Origin of the sequence: Burkholderia sp. BCC1988, assembly GCF_905339895.1 — a bacterium.
GTDB lineage: Bacteria > Pseudomonadota > Gammaproteobacteria > Burkholderiales > Burkholderiaceae > Burkholderia.
The window spans coordinates 200,682-218,327 of sequence record NZ_CAJPHA010000009.1; the positions used below are offsets into that span (position 1 = coordinate 200,682).

Annotated in this window: 17 protein-coding genes; 5 read left to right on the top strand and 12 right to left on the bottom strand. The window is 67.6% G+C overall.

Annotated elements, in window-relative coordinates:
- Positions 1–440 precede the first annotated feature (440 nt).
- From U4012_RS15355 to U4012_RS15405, 11 genes are all read right to left on the bottom strand, one after another.
- Positions 441–2,198 carry a methyl-accepting chemotaxis protein gene (locus tag U4012_RS15355; RefSeq protein ID WP_321799664.1) on the bottom strand — a complete coding sequence of 586 codons (1,758 nt, stop codon included), beginning with the start codon at positions 2,196–2,198 and terminating at the stop codon, positions 441–443.
- Between the two features lie 279 nt (positions 2,199–2,477).
- Positions 2,478–3,407, bottom strand: a complete 930-nt coding sequence (rbsK, locus tag U4012_RS15360; protein WP_321799666.1) for a ribokinase — start codon at positions 3,405–3,407, stop codon at positions 2,478–2,480.
- A complete protein-coding gene (locus U4012_RS15365) occupies positions 3,404–4,435 on the bottom strand; it encodes a LacI family DNA-binding transcriptional regulator (RefSeq protein ID WP_044843601.1) in 1,032 nt (343 codons plus the stop codon). Before U4012_RS15365 ends, rbsK begins: the two co-directional genes overlap by 4 nt.
- A 35-nt stretch (positions 4,436–4,470) precedes the next feature.
- Positions 4,471–5,490, bottom strand: a complete 1,020-nt coding sequence (locus tag U4012_RS15370) for an ABC transporter permease (protein WP_044843602.1) — start codon at positions 5,488–5,490, stop codon at positions 4,471–4,473.
- The gene (locus U4012_RS15375; RefSeq protein ID WP_124485539.1) at positions 5,487–7,100 is read right to left on the bottom strand and encodes a sugar ABC transporter ATP-binding protein; all 1,614 of its coding nucleotides are present in this window, start codon (positions 7,098–7,100) and stop codon (positions 5,487–5,489) included. The genes U4012_RS15370 and U4012_RS15375 overlap by 4 nt, the downstream gene beginning before the upstream one ends.
- Before the next feature lie 145 nt (positions 7,101–7,245).
- Positions 7,246–8,196 (bottom strand): sugar ABC transporter substrate-binding protein, encoded by a 951-nt coding sequence (locus U4012_RS15380; RefSeq protein ID WP_044843604.1) that lies wholly within the window; start codon positions 8,194–8,196, stop codon positions 7,246–7,248.
- Positions 8,197–8,716: 520 nt separating this feature from the next.
- Positions 8,717–9,643: a CysB family HTH-type transcriptional regulator gene (locus tag U4012_RS15385; RefSeq protein WP_044843605.1), complete on the bottom strand. Its 927-nt coding sequence runs from the start codon at positions 9,641–9,643 to the stop codon at positions 8,717–8,719.
- Between the two features lie 80 nt (positions 9,644–9,723).
- Positions 9,724–10,782 (bottom strand): sulfate/molybdate ABC transporter ATP-binding protein, encoded by a 1,059-nt coding sequence (locus U4012_RS15390; protein WP_044843606.1) that lies wholly within the window; start codon positions 10,780–10,782, stop codon positions 9,724–9,726.
- 13 nt (positions 10,783–10,795) lie between these two features.
- Positions 10,796–11,743, bottom strand: a complete 948-nt coding sequence (cysW, locus tag U4012_RS15395; RefSeq protein ID WP_321799673.1) for a sulfate ABC transporter permease subunit CysW — start codon at positions 11,741–11,743, stop codon at positions 10,796–10,798.
- Positions 11,740–12,639 carry a sulfate ABC transporter permease subunit CysT gene (gene cysT, locus U4012_RS15400; RefSeq protein ID WP_044843608.1) on the bottom strand — a complete coding sequence of 300 codons (900 nt, stop codon included), beginning with the start codon at positions 12,637–12,639 and terminating at the stop codon, positions 11,740–11,742. Before cysT ends, cysW begins: the two co-directional genes overlap by 4 nt.
- Before the next feature lie 134 nt (positions 12,640–12,773).
- Entirely contained in the window at positions 12,774–13,811 is a 1,038-nt protein-coding gene (locus U4012_RS15405; protein WP_257773160.1) for a sulfate ABC transporter substrate-binding protein, read from the bottom strand.
- Between the two features lie 264 nt (positions 13,812–14,075).
- Between U4012_RS15405 and lexA the strand changes: the two genes are divergently transcribed.
- From lexA to U4012_RS15420, 3 genes are read left to right on the top strand one after another with little or no spacing between them, the layout of a single operon-like run.
- Positions 14,076–14,723 carry a transcriptional repressor LexA gene (lexA, locus tag U4012_RS15410; protein WP_006754655.1) on the top strand — a complete coding sequence of 216 codons (648 nt, stop codon included), beginning with the start codon at positions 14,076–14,078 and terminating at the stop codon, positions 14,721–14,723.
- 26 nt (positions 14,724–14,749) lie between these two features.
- Positions 14,750–15,088 (top strand): hypothetical protein, encoded by a 339-nt coding sequence (locus tag U4012_RS15415; protein ID WP_044843610.1) that lies wholly within the window; start codon positions 14,750–14,752, stop codon positions 15,086–15,088.
- Positions 15,089–15,117: 29 nt separating this feature from the next.
- Complete coding sequence (locus tag U4012_RS15420) at positions 15,118–15,810, top strand: DUF2939 domain-containing protein (RefSeq protein WP_321799676.1); 693 nt, start codon at positions 15,118–15,120, stop codon at positions 15,808–15,810.
- A 92-nt stretch (positions 15,811–15,902) separates the two neighbouring features.
- On the opposite strand, the gene U4012_RS15425 is transcribed toward U4012_RS15420, so the two are convergent.
- The gene (locus U4012_RS15425) at positions 15,903–16,400 is read right to left on the bottom strand and encodes a universal stress protein (RefSeq protein ID WP_044843612.1); all 498 of its coding nucleotides are present in this window, start codon (positions 16,398–16,400) and stop codon (positions 15,903–15,905) included.
- Here U4012_RS15425 and U4012_RS15430 point away from each other — a divergent pair.
- Both U4012_RS15430 and nodI read left to right on the top strand, forming a co-directional pair.
- On the top strand, positions 16,399–16,563 hold the full coding sequence (locus U4012_RS15430) for a hypothetical protein (RefSeq protein ID WP_185500322.1): 165 nt from the start codon (positions 16,399–16,401) through the stop codon (positions 16,561–16,563). The genes U4012_RS15425 and U4012_RS15430 overlap by 2 nt on opposite strands.
- Before the next feature lie 164 nt (positions 16,564–16,727).
- Positions 16,728–17,642: a nodulation factor ABC transporter ATP-binding protein NodI gene (gene nodI / locus U4012_RS15435; RefSeq protein WP_044843613.1), complete on the top strand. Its 915-nt coding sequence runs from the start codon at positions 16,728–16,730 to the stop codon at positions 17,640–17,642.
- Positions 17,643–17,646: the final 4 nt, after the last annotated feature.

The window sequence follows — 17,646 nt, forward strand, 5'->3', positions numbered from 1 at the left end:
ACTCTTCGTATGAAGTTCGTCATTCTCGACAACACCGCTTGGACAACGCATTTCGACGCTTTACAATCGATCTCCCGTGTCGCAGAAACGGCATCCGCCACCTCTCGTCGAGCATCGGAACGTCTCGTGCGTTGGACACCTCCGTCGTCGTCGCGGCACCCTTCACTTCCCCCTTCATCCCTATACGTTCGAGCGGACGTTTACGACGACACGCTGCGCGCGCCGTTACAAATTTTTTTCGCATCGTCCGGAGATACCCGTAGTGCGGATGCGAACACGCAGCGCGCGGCGACGCACGAACTTTCACGTGCGCTGTCACAATCCGTCGGTCGAAACGACGACGCCCGCATGTCGCGGGCGTCGTGTGCTGCCAAATGGGGAGAGATACGGGGAGAGATACCGGGGAGCGTTACCGCGAAAAGATGCGCGTCACGCGCGAATCAGAACGTTTCCCAGTCGTCGGCGCCGGCAGCCACCGGAGCGGGCGCGGCGGCCGCGGCAGCCGGCTTGCGCGCCGGCGCGGCGCGCTTCGGCGCTGCATCACGATCGTTGCGCGCCACGGCCGGCGCGGGCGGCGAAACCGGCACCGCAGCCGCTGCGGGCACCGCGCGCGGCGCCTGACGTGCGGCGGCAGCGGTCGCCGGCTGCGCCGCGTCGTCGTCGATCCGGAACACCGACGCCGTCTCGCGCAGGCGCGCGGCCTGTTCGTCGAGCGATTGCGCGGCGGCCGCCGCTTCCTCGACGAGCGCGGCGTTCTGCTGGGTGACCTCGTCCATCTGCGCGACCGCGCGCGCGACCTGGTCGATGCCGCCGCTCTGTTCCTCGGACGCCGCCGCGATCTCGCCCATGATGTCGGTCACGCGCTGCACCGCACCGATCACGTCGCTCATCGTGCGGCCGGCTTCGTCGACCAGCGTCGACCCCGTCCGGATGCGCTCCACCGACGCGTCGATCAGCATCTTGATCTCCTTGGCCGCGCTCGACGAACGCTGCGCGAGACTGCGCACCTCGCCCGCCACGACCGCGAAGCCGCGGCCTTCCTCGCCGGCGCGCGCGGCCTCGACCGCCGCGTTCAGCGCCAGGATGTTGGTCTGGAACGCGATTCCCTCGATGATCGCGATGATGTCCGCGATCTTCGCGGAGCTGTCGTTGATCTCGCCCATCGTGCCGACCACCTGGCCGACCACCGTATTGCCCTTGTTTGCAATCTCCGACGCGTTCGCGGCCAGCGAGCTTGCCTGCCGCGCATTGTCCGCGTTCTGCTTCACGGTGCCGGTCAGCTGCTCCATGCTCGATGCGGTTTCCTGCAGCGCGGACGCCTGCTCTTCCGTGCGCGACGACAGGTCGATGTTGCCGGCGGCGATCTGGCGCGCCGCGGTCGCGATCGACTCGCTGCCGCCGCGCACGGTGCGCACCGTGTCGACGAGGCCGCGCTGCATCCTCGCGAGACCGTCCAGGAGCTGGCCCATTTCGTCGCGCCGATGCACGACGATCGAGCGGCGCAGGTCGCCCGCGGCGATCGCGTCGAAATGCGCGAGCGCGTCCGCGAGCGGACGGCCGATCGCACGGCTGAGCGTCAGCCAGGAAAACGCGGCGGCAACCAGACCGGCCGCAAGCAGGACGATCGACAGCACGCGCAGCGTCTCGTACAACGATTCCGCGCGGTTGAAGCCCGCCTGCCCGTCGGTGAACTGGAAATTGCGCAGTGCTTCGCCCGCAACCGAGAGCTCGTTATAAAGCGTCGAGAGCTGCTTGGCGCCCTCGCCGATCCGGTCGTGGTCGCCCGCCGCGACCAGCCCTCCGAACGCGTCGCAACTGCGCTGCAGCGCCTGCCGCTTCGCGGCGACGTCCTGCGCGAGCCGGTCTTCCTCCGGGCCGCGCGGCAGTGCAAGGTATTTTTGCCACCACGCGTCGGACTGCGTGCGCATCGCGCGGCTGCGTTCCACGGCCGCAGCCGAGTCGGGCGTGCCCGCCAGCAGCGCGGCGCGATCGAGCGCCAGGCGCTCGCGCGCCGCGTACATTTCGGCAACGGCCACGTCGACCGCGCTCGGCATCTGGTTCGTGAAAATCTCGCGCGTCGCATCGTTCGAGCGCGTCATCCCGTACACGCCGAGTACGCCAATCACGCCCAGCAGTACCGCGAGAAACGCCATCGTCAAACCGATGCGCGCACGTATCGTCAGGTTTCCGATCACCATCATTCTTCCTGTATTGCGTCGTCGTGAACGGGCAAGGCCCGTTTTTCGAAACAGTGTTTCGCCCAGGTGTATTTACGACCGGATGTTGCGCAGCTTGATGGTATTCACATCAATTTTTTCAGCAATTCACCAGTTCATTACAGATTCCAGAATAATAGGGGCGAAGCATCGCCGGCCCGCTTCGCGAACGCGCACGGCAAGCAATCGAGGTCAGACAAGTGGGGAAAGATGGCCGGCCGCCTGTTGTCGCACGCGCCGGCCGGGATGCGCGATCCAGCCCTATTCGGCCAGTTCGGCGAGCGTGGGAATCGACGGCTGCGCGCCTGCGCGCGTGACCGACAGCGCCGCCGCGCGTTGCGCGAAGCGGATGGCGGCATCGACGTCCGCGCCGGCCGCGAGCCGTGCGGCGAAACCGCCGATGAAGGTGTCGCCCGCCGCGGTCGTGTCGACCGCCTTGACGACGGGGGCCGGATAGTGGCGCGCCGCGCCGTCGGCCGTCAGCGCGAACACGCCGCGCGCGCCGAGCGTGATCAGCACGTTGCGCGCGCCGGTTGTCCGCAACGCACGCGCCGCGGCTTCCGCCTCGGCCGGATTGCGCACCGGCAGCCCGGTCAGCGCGGCCGCCTCGACTTCGTTCGGGATCAGGTAATCGACCAGCGGCAGCCAGCCGTCCGGCAGCGGCGCGACGGCAGGCGCCGGATTGAGCACCACGGTGCGGCCGAGCCGCCGCCCGGCCGACAGCGCTGCGAACACGGCGTCCGGCGGCGTCTCGAGCTGGCAGATCAGCACGTCGGTCGCGGCCAGCGCCGCCTCGTGCCGCGCCACCGTATCCGTCGTGACTTCGCCGTTGCCGCCCGCGACGATCACGATCGTGTTCTGGCTGGCGTCGTCGACGACGATCAAGGCGACGCCGGTCGACGCCGTCTTGCTCGTCGCGAGCCGCGAGCAGTCGATGCCTTCGGTCTCGAGGCCGGCCCGCAGCGCGGCGCCGTGCGCATCCGCGCCGACGCAGCCGATCATCGCGACCTGCGCGCCGAGCCGCGCGGCCGCGACGGCCTGGTTGCCGCCCTTGCCCCCCGCGGCCTGCGCATACGCGTGACCGGCGAGCGTTTCACCCGGCAACGGCAGCCGCGACGCCCGTACGACGAGATCCATGTTGAGGCTGCCGACCACCGTCACGCGGCCGGCGCCTGCCGCACGCGCCGTCATGGGCGAGCACCGGGCGCGGCCGGCTCGCGGTAGACCGCCGTCGATTCGCGCAGCACGAGGCGCGGCGACACGACGCGACGACGGCTCGGCGCGGCCGTCGAGCCGCCGCCGATCCGCTCGATCAGCGTCTGCGCGGCCATTTCGCCGAGGGCGCGCACCGACTGGCCGACCGTCGACAGCGCCGGATAGGTATAACGGGAGAATTCGATGTCGTCGAAGCCGATGATCGAGCAGTCGTCCGGCACGCGCATGCCGCGCTCGGCCGCCGCGCGCAGCGCGCCGACGCCCATCAGGTCGTTGCCCGCGAAAATCGCGCTCGGGTGCACCGACTCGAACAGCCGCGATGCCGCGTGATAGCCGCCCAGGCACGAAAAATCGCTTTCCGCGATCGCGCCCGGCACGATGTCGATCCCGCGCTCGGCCATCGCGCGGATGAAGCCGTGCACGCGCATCGCGCTGACGGCCGTGTCGGTCGGCCCGGTGATGCAGCCGATCTTCGCGTGCCCGAGTTCGAGCAGGTGACGCGTCGCCAGGTAGGCGCCGCGTTCGTGGTCGATCTGCACGAGATCGGCCGCCAGCCCCTCGATGTTGCGGTCGACGACGACGAGCGGCGCATGCGCATCGGCGAGCGTCTGCGCGAGCACCGCGTCCTCGCCGGCCGACGCGACGATCAGCCCGTCGATGCGCTTTTCCTGCAGCACGCGCAGGTAGTTGCGCTGCTTCACGGGATCGTCGTCCGAGTTGCAGAAGAACACGCAATAGCCGTTGGCCGCGCACTGGTCCTCGATGCCGCGCGCAAGCTCCGCGAAGTACGGATTCGTGCTGTTCGGCACGACGAGGCCGATGGTCGCCGTCGAGCGCGCCTTCAGCGAGCGCGCCACGGCCGATGGCACGTAGTTCAGCTCGCGGATCGCGCCTTCGACCTTCGCACGCACATCCGCGGACACCGGCCGCGAATTGTTCACCACGTGCGAGACGGTCGTAAACGACACGCCCGCCATGGCCGCCACATCCTTGATCGTCGCCATTTCCCGTTTCTCTCTGGTCTGCTTTCTGTGTAGTTTTACCGGGCGCGCGCGCGCCGGCTGCGATACGTATCGAGCACGACCGCCACCACGATCACCGCCCCGGTGATGATCCGTTTGGTCGGCTCGTTCGCGCCGATCTGCGCCAGCCCCGCGGCCAGCACGGAAATGATCAACACGCCGAAGAACGTGCTGATCACCGAGCCGCGCCCGCCCATCAGGCTCGTGCCGCCGATCACGACGGCTGCGATCACCTGCAGTTCGAGGCCCACGCCCGCGTTCGGGTCGGCGGCCTCGAGCCGCGAGATCTGGAACAGCGACGCGAGCCCCGCGAGCGCGCCCATCAGTGCGAATACGAGGATTTTATACGGCCGCGGGTTAACCCCGGCAAGCCGGACGGCTTCTTCATTCGTGCCGATACCGACAAGATAGCGCCCGAACACGGTGCGCGTGAGCACGAACTGCGCCGCGATCATCACCGCGACCGCGATCAGGAACGCCGGCGAGATGCCGAGCGCGATCGGGTTCGACAGGAAATCGAATGCGTCGCCGATGTAGGCCGTGCGCGAATTCGTCAGCTGGTACGCGACACCGCGCGCGGCCTCGAGCACGCCGAGCGACACGATGAACGACGGAATCCGCCAGCCCACCGTGATCGCGCCCGTCAGCGAGCCGGTCACGGTCGCGACCGCGATCCCGATCAGCGCGGCGGGCAGCGGCCCCCAATGCCATTTCAGCGCGGCCACGCTGACCATCGACGCGGCCAGCGCGAGCACCGAGCCGACCGACAGGTCGATGCCGGCGATGATCAGCACGAACGTCATCCCGACCGACATCACGACGAGATCGGGGATCTGGTTCGCGATCGTGCTGAACGTATCGTAGGTCAGGAAATGCGAGCTGAGCGTCGAGAACAGCGCGATCATCGCGGCGAGCGCGCCGGCGAGCCCGAGATAGTTCGACACGCCGAGCCGCGTGCCGGACAGCGTGCGCGCGCGGCGCCCGGTCACGTCCTGCTGCGCGCCGGCGTCGCTCGGGGATACGGGAGGCTGGGTCATTGCTGTCGTCCTGTCGTCGAAGAGGCGGAAGCCGCGCGCGGCGCGCTTTCCGCATCCGGATGGCGTGCGCCGTCCGGCAGCGCTGCGCGGCCGAAGCCGGCGAACGCCGCGGCCAGCAGCGCATCCTGGGTCCAGTTGCCGCGTTCGAACACGGCGGTCATGCGGCCGGCCGACATCACGCCGATCCGGTCGCAGATCAGCATCAGCTCGCGCAGGTCGCTCGAGACGACCACCAGCGCACGGCCCTCGCGCGCGAGCGCGCCCATCAGCGTGTAGATCTCGAATTTGGCGCCGACGTCGATCCCGCGGGTCGGCTCGTCGAACAGCAGCACGCCCATGTCGCGCGCGAGCCAGCGGCCGATCACGACCTTCTGCTGGTTGCCGCCCGACAGTTCGCCGACCGCCTGCGCGGCGCCGTGGGTGCGGATCCGCAGCGCGTCGATCTGCTGCTCGGCGAGCGCCGTCTCGCGCGCCGTATCGACGATGCCGCCGCGCGCGAGCCGGTCGAGCTGGCCGAGCGACACGTTCGACGTGACCGACTGCGACAGCAGCAGCCCTTCGCCCTTGCGGTCCTCGGTGATCAGCGCGATGCCGTGCTTCACCGCGTCGACGGGCGAGCCGATGCGCGCCGGCTTCAGCGGATCGCCGACCGCGATCATCCCGGCGTCCGGCGTGTCCGCGCCGTAGATCAGCCGCAGCAATTCGGTGCGCCCGGCACCGATCAGCCCCGAGATGCCGAAGATTTCGCCCGAGCGCACTTCGAGCGACACGTCCTGCACGGCCGTGCCGCGCGTCATGCCCGACACGACGAGGCGCGGCGCGCCGATGCGGCGCGCGCCGAGGTCGATGTGCTCGCCGACCTCGCGCCCGACCATCAGCGTGACGAGCCCGTCGGACGTCGTCGCGGCCATGTCGCCGACGTGCACGAGCCGGCCGTCGCGCAGCACCGCGACACGCTCGGCGACCCGCGCGAGTTCCTCGAGCCGGTGCGAGATGTAGACGATCGCCACGCCGCGCGCCTTCAGCCGGTCGATCTGCTCGAACAGCAGTTCGACCTCGCGCGCGGTCAGCATCGCGGTCGGTTCGTCGAGGATCAGCACACGGCAGTCGCCGATCAGGTTGCGCGCGATCTCGACCATCTGCTGGTGGCCGATGCCGAGCGCACCGACCGGCGTATCGGGATCGACCGCGTCGAGCCCGACCTGCGCCATCGCGGCACGCGCATCGTCGCGCAGCCGCGCGCGATCGATGATGCCGAAGCGCCGCGGCAGACGGTTCAGGAACAGGTTCTCGGCGACCGTCAGCGTCGGCAGCAGGTTCAGCTCCTGCATCACCATGCGCACGCCGAGCGCCTCGGCCTGCGTGCGGCTCGCCGGTGCATAGGCCTGGCCGCCGAGTTGCATCGTGCCGGCGGTCGGGTCGACGAGCCCGCCGATGATCTTCGACAGCGTGCTCTTGCCGGCGCCGTTCTCGCCCGTCAGCGCGAGCGCTTCACCCGGCACGAGCGTCAACGTGACGTCGGCGAGCACCGGTTCGGCGTAGGTCTTGCCCACACCGGAGACGGACAGCACGGGAACGGCTGAACGGGAGGGTTGGAAGGTCGGTTCCATCGCGATCCTGGTTGCGGCCGCGCGCACGCGGCGCGCGGGTGTGACGCTCACAAGTGCATGTGCATGCAGTGGCCGTGATCGCGCTCACTCCGTATAACGGCCGCCGGGCCCGCTTCTTGAGGCCGGCGGCCGCGACGGGGCGGCGTTACTTCGTCACGAGATCCACCGGCGTCTCGACCACGCCGGACATGTCGGCCTGCTTGCGATGCTCGGCGATCGCCTTGAGCGCCGTGTCGATGCCGAACACGGCCTGCTTCGCCGCGTACTGGTCGGCGGTCGCGAGCACGCGGCCGTCCTTCAGCATCGGCCTGATCGCGTTGATGTTGTCGTAGCCGACCACGAACACCTTGCCCTGCTTGCCCGCCGCGCGCACGGCCGACACGGCGCCGATCGCCATGTTGTCGTTGCCGCACAGCAACGCGCGCAGGTTCGGGTATTCGTTGAGCATCGCGGACGCAACCGCATTGCCCTTGTCGATCTCCCATTCGCCCGACTGCACCGACACGACCTTCATCCCGCCCGCCTTCATCGCGTCCTCGAAGCCGGCCGTGCGCTGCTGCGCGTTGGTCGTCGTCGACACACCTTCGAGGATGCCGACCTGGTCGCCCGCCTTCAGCCGCTTCGCGAGGTAGTCGCCGATCTTGCGCGCGCCCTTGCGGTTGTCGGGGCCGACGAACGGCACGTTCAGGTTCTTCGATTTCAGCACGTCCGGGTCGAGCCGGTTGTCGATGTTCACGACGGTGATGCCCGCGTCGACCGCCTTCTTCACGACCGGCACGAGCGCCTTCGAATCGGCCGGCGCGAGCACGATCGCATCGACCTTCGACACGATCATTTGCTCGACGATGCGGATCTGGTTCGCGGTGTCGGTCTCGTCCTTGATGCCGTTCGTGATCAGGTCGAACTGGCCGGCGTTGTGCTTCTGGTATTCCTTCGCGCCGTTTTCCATCGTCAGGAAGAACTCGTTGGCGAGCGACTTCATCACGAGCGCGACCTTCGGCTTGGCCGCAGCCTGCGCATGGACGGCCGGTGCGGCAGCGACCGCGACGGCGGCAAGCGCGGCGGTCAGGAAGCGACGGCGAAAGAGGACATTCATACACATCTCCTGGCGACTGGCCCGACGGGCCAGATTATTGTTTGACTGTTGTTTTAATGTGAGCAAACGTTTGCGCTACACTTCCCGGGCATTGGCCATCGTTGCTGCTTGTCGGTACCACGGAATGGAAGCGAGGCAGACGGCCGACTGCCTGGCGCGTGCTGTCGTCGACGCGCCACCGCCGGCGGGACGCCGGCGGAGTGGAAGCTATGCTGTACCGTTTCGGATCGACGCGCAACCCGTCTGATCAATATTTAAGGGTTTATTCGGAGTGCGCGGTTGCACGTGCCGATTGCGGCGCGTTACATGATCGAAGCGAGGCACGCGCATGCGCCGTCTTGTTTTTCTGTTGACCGGCGATCAGATGACGGTCGCCGCTCACGGCAACCCGGCTTGTGAGCGACAGCTTCGATCGAAGGACCGACGCGTCGGCACGCCCTGAAATGGCGGATGCAGCATCGGCGCCTGATGCAACGCGTCCGAAGGGCGCCTGCCGCGCCCCCGGAACATCCTCCCGCCGTCAGACTGCTTCGCGCAGCAGCCCGGCGATTTCCGCTTCGTTCAGGTGCGGCGCGAACATCTCGATCAGCCGGTACGCATACGCGCGCAGGAATGCGCCCTTGCGCAACCCGACCCGCGTCGTGCTCGCCTCGAACAGGTGCTGCGTGTCGAGCGCGACGAGCCCGGTGTCGCGCTGCGGATCGAAGGCCATTGCCGCGACGACGCCGATCCCCATCCCGAGCTCGACGTAGGTCTTGATCACGTCCGCGTCGATTGCAGTCAGCACGACGTCGGGCACGGCGCCGGCCTGCGCGAATGCCTGGTCGATGTGCGAGCGGCCCGTGAAGTCCTGGTCATACGTGATGATCGGGTACTCGGCGATTTCGTCGAGCGTCAGGTTCTCGCGACCGACGAGCGGATGCCCCTTCGGCACGACGACCGTGTGGTGCCACGAATAGCACGGGAACGTGACGATGTCCGGATAGCGATCGAGCGCCTCGGTCGAGATGCCGAGATCGGCTTCGCCGTTCAGGATCATCTGCGCGATCTGCTGCGGGCTGCCCTGGCGCAGCGCGAGATGCACCTTCGGAAACACCTCGGTGAACTGGCGGATCACCTTCGGCAGCGCGTAGCGCGCCTGCGTGTGCGTCGTCGCGACGACGAGGTGGCCGCTGTCCTGGTCCGCGAACTGGCGCGCGACGCGGCGCAGGTTTTCCGCATCCAGCAGCATCCGCTCGATCAGCTGGTGCACGGCCTTGCCGGGCTCCGTGAGCCCCGTGAGCCGCTTGCCGCGCCGGATGAAGATATCGACGCCCAGTTCATCCTCGAGATCCTTGATCTGCTTCGACACGCCCGACTGCGACGTGTACAGCACGTTCGCGACTTCCGTCAGGTTCATGTTCTGGCGCACGGCCTCGCGCACGAAACGCAATTGCTGAAAATTCATGGGTATGCCTCTTAGGCTGTCGTTGTTTGAATGTCGATTCGGAGCGGTATCCGCCCTCTTCTCTTTACCGCGGCCGGGCGTCAGTGCGCGGGAAACACGCGGACCGCGCGCGGCACGGCCGTCGCGCCGTCGCCGACCTGCAGCGCGAGCGCACGCCACGCGTCGCGATCGAGTTCCGCTTCGAGTGCGCCGCCCGTGCGCGCCTCGAGTTCGACCCGCACCGAGCCGCCGAGCGGGATCACACGGCGCACGTCGACCGCGATGCCGTCGCGATGGTCGTCGCCGGCCGGCCACAGCTGCAGGTCGTGCGGCCGCACGTATGCGTTCGCGGGGCCCGCGAAATCGGCGTCGACCGCGATCGGCGCGGCCGCCCCCTCGGCCACGAAGCCGCGCCCGGCGACCGTGCCCGGCAACCGGTTCGCCGCACCGAGGAATTCGTAGACGAACGCGCTTTGCGGATGATCGTAGACGTCCTGCGGGCTGCCGACCTGCTCCACATGACCGCGGTTCAGCACGACGATCCGGTCGGCCACTTCCAGCGCCTCCTCCTGGTCGTGCGTGACGAAGATCGTCGAGATGTGCAGGTCGTCGTGAAGGCGCCGCAGCCAGCCGCGCAGTTCCTTGCGCACCTTCGCGTCGAGCGCGCCGAACGGCTCGTCGAGCAGCAGCACCTTCGGCTCGACCGCGAGCGCGCGGGCCAGCGCGATCCGCTGGCGCTGGCCGCCCGACAGCTCGGACGGGTAGCGCTGCGCGAGCCAGTCGAGCTGCACGAGCTTCAGCAGTTCGTGCACTTTCTCGCGGATCACGGCTTCCGACGGCCGCTCGCGGCGCGGCTTCACGCGCAGCCCGAACGCGACGTTCTCGAACACGGTCATGTGGCGGAACAGCGCGTAATGCTGGAACACGAAACCGACCTGGCGCTCGCGCGCGCCGACCGACGCGACGTCGAGCCCCTGCAGCACGACCTGGCCGGCGTCCGCGTGCTCGAGGCCCGCGATCACGCGCAGCAGCGTGGTCTTGCCGCAACCGGACGGCCCGAGCAGGGCGACGAGCTCGCCCGGCGGAAAGTCGAGCGACACGTTGTCGAGCGCGGTGAAATCGCCGAAGCGCTTCTGAAGGTGACGGACGGTGATACCCATTCTGGTTGCCTCTTTACGATTTCGACGAAATGGCGGCGGCGGGGCCGGCATGAGCGGGAACGTCATCGCGTGCGCCGGCCAGTTCGGCGGCGAGGTGACGCTCGGCGAGCAGCTTCAGCGCGAGCGTGACGAGCGCGAGCAGCGCCAGCACCGACGCCACCGCGAACGCCGCCGCGAAGTTGTATTCGTTGTACAGGATCTCGACGTGCAGCGGCATCGTGTCGGTCACGCCGCGGATGTGGCCGGACACGACCGACACCGCGCCGAACTCGCCCATCGCGCGCGCATTGCACAGGATCACGCCGTACAGCAGGCCCCACTTCACGTTCGGCAGCGTCACGCGCCGGAAGATCTGCCAGCCCGACGCGCCCAGCACGCGCGCGGCCTCCTCCTCGTCGGTGCCCTGCGCCTGCATCAGCGGGATCAGTTCACGCGCGACGAACGGGAACGTGACGAAGATCGTCGCGAGCACGATGCCCGGCACCGCGAAGATGATCTGCACGTCGTGGCCCTGCAGCCACGGCCCGAGCCAGCCCTGCGCACCGAACAGCAGCACGTAGACGAGGCCCGAGATCACCGGCGACACGGAGAACGGCAGGTCGATCAGCGTCGTCAGCAACGCCTTGCCGCGGAATTCGAACTTCGCGATCGCCCACGACGCGCACACGCCGAACACGAGGTTCAGCGGCACCGCGATCACGGCGACGGTCAGCGTCAGCTTGATCGCCGACCATGCGTCGGGATCCGCGAGCGATTCGAGATAGAAGCCGACGCCCTTGCGCAGCGCCTCGAAGAACACCGCGGCGAGCGGCACGACGAGGAAGAACGCGAGGAACGCCAGCGCGACGCCGATCAGCAGCCAGCGCACGGCGCGCGGCTCGCTGACGGGATCCGGTTGTTTCGCGGCGCGCACGCGCGCGGCGGACGGGTGGTTCAGCACGGCGGTGGACTCCTGGCTCATTGCTGGCCTCCGGCGGCAGTCGCGGCAACGGTGACGGTCGCGGGCGCGGGGCCGCTCGCGCCCTTGCTCGTGCGGCGCTGCAGATACCACTGCAGCGTGTTGATGAGCAGCAGCATCAGGAACGACACGACCAGCATCACGACCGCCAGCGCGGTCGCGCCCGCGTAGTCGTACTGCTCGAGCTTCGTGATGATCAGCAGCGACGTGATCTCGGATTTCATCGGCACGTTGCCGGCGATGAAGATCACCGACCCGTACTCGCCGAGCGCGCGCGCGAACGCCAGCGCGAAGCCGGTGAGCAGCGCGGGCAGCACGGCCGGCAGCACGACGCGGCGGAACGTCAGCCAGCGCGTTGCGCCGAGGCACGCGGCGGCCTCTTCCTGCTCGCGCTCGAAATCCTCGAGCACGGGCTGCACGGTGCGCACGACGAACGGCAGCCCGATGAAGGTCAGCGCCACCAGCACGCCGACCGGCGTGAACGCGATCTTGATGCCGAACGGCGCGAGATACTGGCCCACCCAGCCGTTGGTCGCGTAGACGGCGGCCAGCGAGATGCCGGCGACCGACGTCGGCAGCGCGAACGGCAGGTCGACGATCGCGTCGACGAGCCGCTTGAACGGGAACGTGTAGCGCACCAGCACCCACGCGACGAGAAAGCCGAACACGGCATTGATCACCGCGCCGCCGAGCGCGGAGGCAAACGTCAGCCGGTACGACGCGAGTACGCGCGGCGACGCGACGGCGGTGACGAACTGGTCCCACGACAGCGTCGCGGTCTTCAGGAACGTGGCGGCGAGCGGGATCAGCACCACGAGGCTCAAATAGGCCACCGTGATGCCGAGCGTCACGCCGAAACCGGGCAGCGCGCTCGGCTTGCGAAAGGTGTACGTCGTCATCGGATGCTCTTGCTGGGTCGTTGCTGCTCACGGGTCCGACGCAAACGCCGGCGCGGGGAGTCGCGCCGGCGGGCCGTCGGGGATGCGGCGCGCTGTCGTGGCGCGCCGCTGTCGTTATGGTTTGCTGCCTGGCGTTACTGCGGCTTGTAGATCGAGTCGAACACGCCGCCGTCCGCGAAATGCGTCTTCTGCGCATTCGTCCAGCCGCCGAACGTGTCGTCGACCGTGTACAGCTTCAGCTTCGGAAACTGCTTCGTCAGCTCCGCCGGCACATTCTTCGAACGCGGACGGTAGTAGTTGCGCGCCGCGATTTCCTGGCCCTGCGGGCTGTACAGGAAATTCAGGTAGGCCTCGGCCAGCTTGCGCGTGCCCTTCTTGTCGACCACCTTGTCGACCACGGCAACGGGCGGCTCGGCCAGGATGCTCACCGACGGCACGACGATCTCGAACTTGTCGGTGCCGAATTCCTTGATCGACAGGAACGCCTCGTTCTCCCAGGCGATCAGCACGTCGCCGATCCCGCGCTGCACGAAGCTCGTCGTCGCACCGCGCGCGCCCGAGTCGAGCACGCCCGCATTCTTGTAGAGCTTCGTCACGAATTCCTTCGCGCTCTGCTCGTTGCCGCCCGGCTTGTGGACCGCGTATGCCCATGCGGCCAGGTAGTTCCAGCGCGCCCCGCCCGACGTCTTCGGGTTCGGCGTGACGATGGAGATGCCCGGCTTGGTCAGGTCGTCCCAGTCCTTGATCCCTTTCGGGTTGCCCTTGCGCACCAGGAACACGATCGTCGACGTGTACGGCGATGCGTTGTCGGGCAGGCGCTTCTGCCAGTCCTTGTTGACGAGCCCCTTGTTGGCGATCGCGTCGATGTCGTAGGCGAGCGCCAGCGTCACGACGTCGGCCTGCAGGCCGTCGAGCACCGAGCGCGCCTGCGCGCCCGAGCCGCCATGCGACTGCTTGAAGTTGACCGTCTCGCCCGTCTGCGCCTTCCACGCCTTGCCGAACGCCTGGTTGAAGTCCTGGTACAGCTCGCGCGTCGGGTCGTAGGACACGTTCAGGAACGTCGTATCGGCCTGGGCATGCGTCGCGACGCCCAGCGCCGCCGCCGCGCCCAGCGCGAGTGTTGCGATCAGGCGGCCCACTCCGCCCACCAGCCCCGTATTGCGCTTCGCCATCCTTGGTTCTCCAGTGTTGTCGGTATTGCGATGTCGGGCCAGTCTAGCGAACGGGTTACATGATTAAAAATAATCGTTCCTTATTTTTTAATACTCAAAAGTGCTAACGCAGACGGGATGGACGGTTGAGGCAGATGAACCGGCGTCCGGGCGTCACGAAATCACGTCGGAACCGGCGCGATCGCGTCGAACCTCAAGTAACACTTGAAATTCGCGAAGTACTGTATAAAAATACAGCTCACTGTCTATCCATACAGTTCAGCCATGACCAAACTCACCGCCCGTCAGCAGCAAGTGTTCGACTTGATCCGCCGCGCGATCGAACGCTCCGGTTTCCCGCCCACGCGCGCCGAGATCGCGGCAGAGCTGGGCTTCAGCTCGCCGAATGCGGCCGAGGAACACCTCCGGGCGCTGGCGCGCAAAGGGGTGATCGAGCTGGCCGCCGGCGCGTCGCGCGGCATCCGCCTGCTCGGCATCGACGACGCCCCCCATCAGTTCACGCTGCCGCATGCCGGCCTGATGCAACTGTCGCTGCCGCTCGTCGGCCGGGTGGCGGCCGGTAGCCCGATCCTCGCGCAGGAGCACATCTCGCAGCATTACGCGTGCGATCCCGCGCTGTTCACCAGCAAGCCCGACTACCTGCTGAAGGTGCGCGGCCTGTCGATGCGCGACGCCGGCATTCTCGACGGCGACCTCCTCGCCGTGCAGAAGCGCACGGAAGCGAAGGACGGCCAGATCATCGTCGCGCGGCTTGGCGACGACGTCACGGTCAAGCGCCTGATGCGCCGGCCAGGCGGCCTCGAGCTGATCGCGGAGAACCCGGATTACGAAAACATCTTCGTCAAGGCCGGCAGCGCGGAATTCGCGCTGGAAGGCATCGCCGTCGGGCTGATCCGCTCGGGCGAACTCTGACAATCGGTCTCGCTGAGGAGAACATCATGGAACGCCTTTCCCGTTTGCTGCCTTTCCGTCAATTCGGTCGCCTGCGTCACCTGCGCGGCCGCACGCCCTGCGCGCCGCTGTCCGCCGCGGCGCCCGTGGTGAGCCAAGAAGTCGCAGTTGAACGGCAGGCGTCGCTGCTGCCCTCAGCGCTTCCCGCCTTCGCACGGGTCTCGCTGAACGCCGGCCTGCATCACGCGGAACCGGCGCGCCGTGCGCCCGTGCGCGTGTATCACGGCCGGTCGCGCCTGATCATGGTCGGGACGATCGATGCCGTGTGCCGGATGATCGATCGCTGCATCGACGAGGAACGATCGGCCACGCACGGCGGTCTCTGATTGCGGAACCTGTCCGCACCGGAGGCATCGTGACTGGATCTTCCGGCCGCGCGTGGCGGCTCAAGCCCCTGCTGATCGTCGTGCTGGCCGTCGCCGTTTTGGTAGCGATCGGCTATGCGTACGCATCGCCGTATGTCGCGCTCGGTCGCCTGAAATCGGCGATCGATGCGCGCGATGCGCAATCGGTCAGCGAATATGTCGATTTTCCGTCGCTGCGCATCAGCCTGAAGCAGCAGGTCACGGAAGAGTTGATGCACCGGATCGACGCGGTGAAGAAGGACAACCCGTTCGCGGTGATTGGCGCGCTGATCGGCTCTGCATTGATCGGCCCGCTCGTCGATGCGTATGCGACACCGGAAGGCGTCGCGGCGCTGATGAGCGGCATTCCCCCGCGCGGTAATCCGGGCGAGCGGCCACCCGAATGGTCGGGCCCACCGTCGAGTGGTGCGTCTGGCAACGCATCGGCCGCACCGCCGGCCAATCCGGCGAGCACCCCCGTACCGGGCAGCAATGCCTCGGTCGCGTCCGCGCCGGCCCCCGCATCCGCGCCAGCCGGCCCGGGCGACACGCGCCATCCGCAGCAAACGAGCGCCGGCTACCGGAATATCGATGAGTTTGTCGTGACCTACCAGCGCAGTGCCGACGGCACGCGCTATGCGGCGATCTTCCACCGCTTCGGCCTGTTTTCGTGGAAGCTGTCCGCGATCGACCTGCACGCGTGAGCGGTCGCGATCGGGATCGATGCCCCTGCGGCGGCATGGCGAGCGACCGGCGCGAGTCGCAGGACAACCCGGCCGGTCACACGATCACAGTGTCACTTGCCGCTCGCGGTGGCCGCTTCGCGTTCGCGCGCGATCTCGGCCTTTTGCTCTTCCGCCGACGAACACGCGACCAGAATGCTGCAGTTCACGCGATCGAGCAGTTGCGTATTGCCCGACCCCATCCACCATCTCGACAATCCGCTGCGGCACCGATGGCCGACAACGACGAGGTCGGCCTTCAACTCGGTCGCGAGATTTGCGATTTCGTCGATCGGATAACCGAACGCAAAATGGCCTTCCGCCTGGACGCCACGCTCGCGCAGCCAGTTCACGCCTTCCTGCAGGATCTCGCGCGCGGTTTCCTCGAAGCGGCCGCAGGCGACGTCGGTCAGCAGCCCCGCGCTTTGCGCGATGCTCGAGCGCATGTCGACGACCGACAGCAAATGCGTTTCCGCCTTCAGGTCCAGCGCGAGATTCGCACCGCACCGCAAGGCCTTGCGCCCTTCGAGCGTGCCGTCGTAGCACAGCAGAATCTTGTTGTAGCTAGCCATGAGACCTCCCTATCGCGACAACGTGCCCTATGCACTCATCATGGTGCGCCGCAATTCCGGACGCAAGGGATGGAAAACGCTGATTCGCCACGCGGGGCGCGTCGGCGATGATGCGGTGCACGATCCGTGCGCGCATGCACCGTCGCGCGCGTGCGCGCCCTGAAGAGACGCAGCCGATGCACTAGAATGGCCCGTTCGTGTCCTCGACGTGCGTTCGCCCCGGTCATGCCCATGTGACACGCATTCGCCCGATCCGTTCGCCGAGCGGCATGCCCATCCGGCCGGCCGCGAAACGCGTCCGCGCCTGCCTACAACGACAACCTGCCCATGTCCGTTGCACCGATCGATTTCCGGAACGTCGAAAAGCGCTATGGCGACAAGCTCGTCGTCAACGGCCTGTCCTTCCACGTGCAGGCCGGCGAATGCTACGGCCTGCTCGGGCCGAACGGCGCCGGCAAGACCACGACGCTGAAGATGCTGCTCGGCCTCGTGTATCCCGACGCCGGCACCATTTCACTGTGCGGCGAGCCGGTTCCGTCACGCGCGCGGCATGCGCGCCAGCGCGTCGGCGTCGTCCCGCAGTTCGACAACCTCGACCCCGACTTCACGGTCCGCGAAAACCTGCTCGTGTTCAGCCGCTATTTCGGGATGTCGGCGCAGGCTTCACGCGCGCTGGTGCAGCCGCTGCTCGAATTCGCGAAGCTGGAAAACAAGGCCGATGCGAAGGTCGGCGAGCTGTCGGGCGGCATGAAGCGCCGCCTGACGCTTGCGCGCGCGCTCGTCAACGATCCGGACGTGCTGGTGCTCGACGAGCCGACGACGGGGCTCGATCCGCAGGCGCGGCACCTGATGTGGGAGCGCTTGCGTTCGCTGCTCGCGCGCGGCAAGACGATCCTGATCACCACGCATTTCATGGAGGAAGCCGAGCGCCTGTGCGACCGGCTGTGCGTGATCGAGGAAGGCCGCAAGATCGCCGAAGGCGCGCCGCACGCGCTGATCGAATCTGAGATCGGCTGCGACGTGATCGAGATCTACGGGCCGGACCCGGTCGCGCTGCGCGACGAGCTGACGCCGTTCGCGAAACGCACCGAGATCAGCGGCGAGACGCTGTTCTGCTACGTGAGCGATCCCGAGCCGCTCAGCGCCCGGCTCAAGGGTCGCACGGGATTGCGCTATCTGCATCGTCCGGCCAATCTGGAAGACGTGTTCCTGCGGCTCACGGGCCGCGAAATGCAGGACTGATCTC

Excerpts from the sequence above, each read along its gene's own strand:
- U4012_RS15405 (WP_257773160.1), bottom strand. The coding sequence starts at position 13,811 with ATGGCGAAGCGCAATACGGGGCTGGTGGGCGGAGTGGGCCGCCTGATC.
- U4012_RS15390 (WP_044843606.1), bottom strand. The coding sequence starts at position 10,782 with ATGGGTATCACCGTCCGTCACCTTCAGAAGCGCTTCGGCGATTTCACC.
- nodI (WP_044843613.1), top strand. The coding sequence starts at position 16,728 with ATGTCCGTTGCACCGATCGATTTCCGGAACGTCGAAAAGCGCTATGGC.
- rbsK (WP_321799666.1), bottom strand. The coding sequence starts at position 3,407 with ATGACGGCGCGTGCGGCAGGCGCCGGCCGCGTGACGGTGGTCGGCAGC.
- U4012_RS15365 (WP_044843601.1), bottom strand. The coding sequence starts at position 4,435 with ATGGCGACGATCAAGGATGTGGCGGCCATGGCGGGCGTGTCGTTTACG.
- U4012_RS15370 (WP_044843602.1), bottom strand. The coding sequence starts at position 5,490 with ATGACCCAGCCTCCCGTATCCCCGAGCGACGCCGGCGCGCAGCAGGAC.
- U4012_RS15375 (WP_124485539.1), bottom strand. The coding sequence starts at position 7,100 with ATGGAACCGACCTTCCAACCCTCCCGTTCAGCCGTTCCCGTGCTGTCC.
- cysW (WP_321799673.1), bottom strand. The coding sequence starts at position 11,743 with ATGAGCCAGGAGTCCACCGCCGTGCTGAACCACCCGTCCGCCGCGCGC.
- U4012_RS15385 (WP_044843605.1), bottom strand. The coding sequence starts at position 9,643 with ATGAATTTTCAGCAATTGCGTTTCGTGCGCGAGGCCGTGCGCCAGAAC.
- lexA (WP_006754655.1), top strand. The coding sequence starts at position 14,076 with ATGACCAAACTCACCGCCCGTCAGCAGCAAGTGTTCGACTTGATCCGC.
- U4012_RS15415 (WP_044843610.1), top strand. The coding sequence starts at position 14,750 with ATGGAACGCCTTTCCCGTTTGCTGCCTTTCCGTCAATTCGGTCGCCTG.
- U4012_RS15425 (WP_044843612.1), bottom strand. The coding sequence starts at position 16,400 with ATGGCTAGCTACAACAAGATTCTGCTGTGCTACGACGGCACGCTCGAA.
- U4012_RS15380 (WP_044843604.1), bottom strand. The coding sequence starts at position 8,196 with ATGAATGTCCTCTTTCGCCGTCGCTTCCTGACCGCCGCGCTTGCCGCC.
- U4012_RS15430 (WP_185500322.1), top strand. The coding sequence starts at position 16,399 with ATGAGACCTCCCTATCGCGACAACGTGCCCTATGCACTCATCATGGTG.
- U4012_RS15355 (WP_321799664.1), bottom strand. The coding sequence starts at position 2,198 with ATGGTGATCGGAAACCTGACGATACGTGCGCGCATCGGTTTGACGATG.
- cysT (WP_044843608.1), bottom strand. The coding sequence starts at position 12,639 with ATGACGACGTACACCTTTCGCAAGCCGAGCGCGCTGCCCGGTTTCGGC.